The organism is Polaromonas sp., assembly GCF_018780625.1.
In the GTDB taxonomy this organism is placed as follows: domain Bacteria; phylum Pseudomonadota; class Gammaproteobacteria; order Burkholderiales; family Burkholderiaceae_C; genus Polaromonas.
The window spans coordinates 11,522-14,480 of the sequence record NZ_JADMJK010000205.1 but is presented as its reverse complement, the minus strand read 5'-3'; the positions used below and the strand labels follow the sequence as shown (position 1 = coordinate 14,480).

Below are 2,959 nucleotides of genomic sequence, written 5' to 3'. Positions count from 1 at the left end.
GTCACGGCTTCGGCCGTCAATTCCCTGCGCGAAACCCTGGCGGCCAGCGCTCGTGCGGACAGTGTGAGGATGTCAAGCATGTCACCGCCTCAGCCGAAATAGGCCGAGCGCACGTTGTCATTCTCGGACAGCGCTTGTGCCGTGCCAGAAGCGACGACCTTGCCCTGCGAGAGAACATAGCCGTAGTGCGCAATCGCCAGCGTTTGACGGGCGTTCTGCTCCACCAGCAAAACCGTCACCCCGAGCTCATTGATCTGCTGGATCACCTTGAAGTTTTCTTTCACATACAAAGGCGACAAACCAAGCGAGGGTTCATCAATCAGCAGCAACTTGGGTTCGGCCATCAGGCCCCGGCCAATCGAGACCATGGCCTGCTCGCCCCCGGACATGGTGCCGGCAAGCTGCACCGACCGCTCCTTCAGACGGGGAAATATCTCGTAGACCCGCGCCAGCCGCTCCCGGATTCGGGCAGGAGAGGTCTCCAGGAAAGCGCCGAGCGCCAGATTTTCCCCGACGGTCATGCGCGGAAAGACTTTGCGGCCTTCGGGGATGCAGGCGATGCCGCTGGCGATGATTTTGTGCGTTTTTTCCCCGGCAAGGTTACGCCCATCCCACCAGATTTCGCCCTGGCGCGGAGGCGTCAGACCGAGGATAGAACGGATCAGCGTGCTCTTGCCTGCCCCGTTTGACCCCAGGATGCAGGTGATCTTGCCCGGCTCCACTTCGATCGAAACATCATGCAGGACATTGACCTTGTCATAGCCGGTAGTGAGATTCTTGACACTGAGTTTGCTCATGCGGCTTCTCCGAGATAAGCGGTCTGTACATACGGGTCGGCTGTGATCTCGAGATAGCTTCCTTCGGCGATCTTCTTGCCGTAGTTCAGGACGACGCAGCGGTCGGTGATTCTTTCGATCACGTTCATTTCATGCTCGATCAGGACGACAGACAGCTTGTCAAGCTTTCTGCGTACCTGCAAAATATCCTGCATCAACTCGTCTGTTTCATCATGGGTCATCCCCGCGGACGGCTCGTCCAGGAGCAACAGGCGCGGCTGACTCAGCAGCGCGCGACAAACCTCGATGCGGCGGCGGTCGATCATCGTGAAGCTCTCGACCGGCTCGAACAACCGCCCGACCAGCGGAGGACTGAAGATCTCCAGCAAGGCCTTCACTTTTTCGACGTAGGCATCGTACTCGGCCCGAAACGCCTTTCGCCGCAGCAGATTGAAAATCAGGCCGTGCTGCATGTGCTGGTAATCGCCAATGACGATATTGTCGAAAACCGTGAGAGACAGCGAAAGACGGGAGCGCTGGAACGTACGGGCGACGCCACTGCGGTAAATCTGCTGCGGCGTCTTGCCAAGAATGTTTTCACCCTCCAGGGTAATGCTGCCGCTGCTGGCTTTGTACAGCCCGGTCAGCACATTGAAAAAAGTGGTCTTGCCAGAGCCGTTCGGACCCAGCAGGCCGAGTATTTCGCCCTCATGCACAGACATGGACAGTTCATCGAGCGCCGTCAGGCCGCCAAAGCGCATGGTCAGCTTGTCAACCGAGATCAAGGATTGGCCGGCCATCATGAACCCTTCCTGGCGAAAAATATCCGTGTCTTGCGCGGCAGCAACCCCTGCGGCCGGAACAGCAGAATCACGATCACCAGCGCGGCGTACAAAAGGAAACGGTACTCCTGGATGAACTGAAGTTTTTCAGGAAGAATCAACACAATCATGGCGGCCGGAATCAAGCCGGCAATGTTGCCCAGGCCACCCAAAATGACAATCGAGAGCATCAGCAGCGAGTCACCAAACGTGAAGTTATTGGGCGCGACGAATGCAATGATCATCCCGTAAAGACCGCCGGCGATTCCCGCGAAAAAGTTGCCCATGGTGAAGGCAATGACCTTCCAGCGAACGATGTGCAGGCCGAAGGTAGATGCCGCCGTTTCATCGGTTCGCACCACGTCCATGCTCAGGCCGACCCAAGAGCGCTCCAGTGCATTGACCAGGGCATAGACGCCTGCAAACATGGCAAGACTGAGCAATGCGTAGGGAACATAAAACGAGATCTCCAGGCCGAACAGACTGAAGCCGTCGTTCAGCGAAAAGCCGAACAGGTTCAATCCGGGCACCTGCAGGCCTTGCGGCCCACCCAGCACATCGTTGACCTCAATGAAGGTCTTGAACAGGATACCGAATGCGATGGTGACCAGCGCCGCATAGTGGCCACGCGTTCGCAACACGGGCAAGATCAGCAGCGAACCAATGACAGCGGCACTCACGCCAGAAATCAGGATGACAAGAACGTGGGGAATGGCCGTGTGGGTGGCGAGAACGGCCGTGGCGTAACTGCCAATGCCGAAAAAGGCGGCCCCGGCAAAGTTGGCCACGCCCGAATATCCGAATTGCACCGTCAAACCGAGACAGGCCGTGGAGTACAGCAACACGCCGCACAACATCAACAACACGAAGTGTGAATTGTAGAAAGCCGCGATCAAGGCCAGACCGGAGCCAACGGCCAGCCATCGGGACAGGCCCGGGCGCCGTGCGGCCGACTGCTCGACCTGCAAGGTCACGCCGAATCGGCGACTCAGAATCACGACCAGGATTGCGGCAACCAGCAAAATGGCAATGCTGATTTGACTCTCTGCATGGAGGAAAAACCACACATAGACGGTCAGTACAAGTGCCGCGATGCTGAGCATCAAGGCAGATTTCGCGGGGGTGATGATTTCTTTTTGTTTCATGGTACTAAACTCGTTCGCTCGACTTTTCGGCGATCAGACCAGTCGGTTTCCAGGCCATAAAAATGATGACGACGGCGAAGGCAAAAACGTCCTTGTAAGAGCTGGGAATGCCGGGAATCAGTGCGGGCAACATGGCGCTGCCAATCACCTGCAAGGCAGCGAAAAGAAATCCGCCAATGATGGCGCCATAGATATTGCCCAGCCCGCCCAGGATGGC

Annotated in this window: 3 protein-coding genes and 1 pseudogene; all 4 read right to left on the bottom strand. The window is 57.3% G+C overall.

Annotated elements, in window-relative coordinates:
* Window positions 1–89: 89 nt before the first annotated feature.
* Window positions 90–797, bottom strand: a complete 708-nt coding sequence (locus IV091_RS15165; protein ID WP_293470092.1) for an ABC transporter ATP-binding protein — start codon at window positions 795–797, stop codon at window positions 90–92.
* Window positions 794–1,576, bottom strand: coding sequence for an ABC transporter ATP-binding protein (locus tag IV091_RS15160; RefSeq protein WP_293470102.1), 783 nt, complete (start codon window positions 1,574–1,576; stop codon window positions 794–796). The genes IV091_RS15165 and IV091_RS15160 overlap by 4 nt, the downstream gene beginning before the upstream one ends.
* The gene (locus IV091_RS15155; protein ID WP_293470091.1) at window positions 1,576–2,742 is read right to left on the bottom strand and encodes a branched-chain amino acid ABC transporter permease; all 1,167 of its coding nucleotides are present in this window, start codon (window positions 2,740–2,742) and stop codon (window positions 1,576–1,578) included. Before IV091_RS15155 ends, IV091_RS15160 begins: the two co-directional genes overlap by 1 nt.
* Window positions 2,743–2,746: 4 nt before the next feature.
* A pseudogene (locus IV091_RS15150) lies at window positions 2,747–2,959 on the bottom strand (branched-chain amino acid ABC transporter permease); the annotation flags it as partial.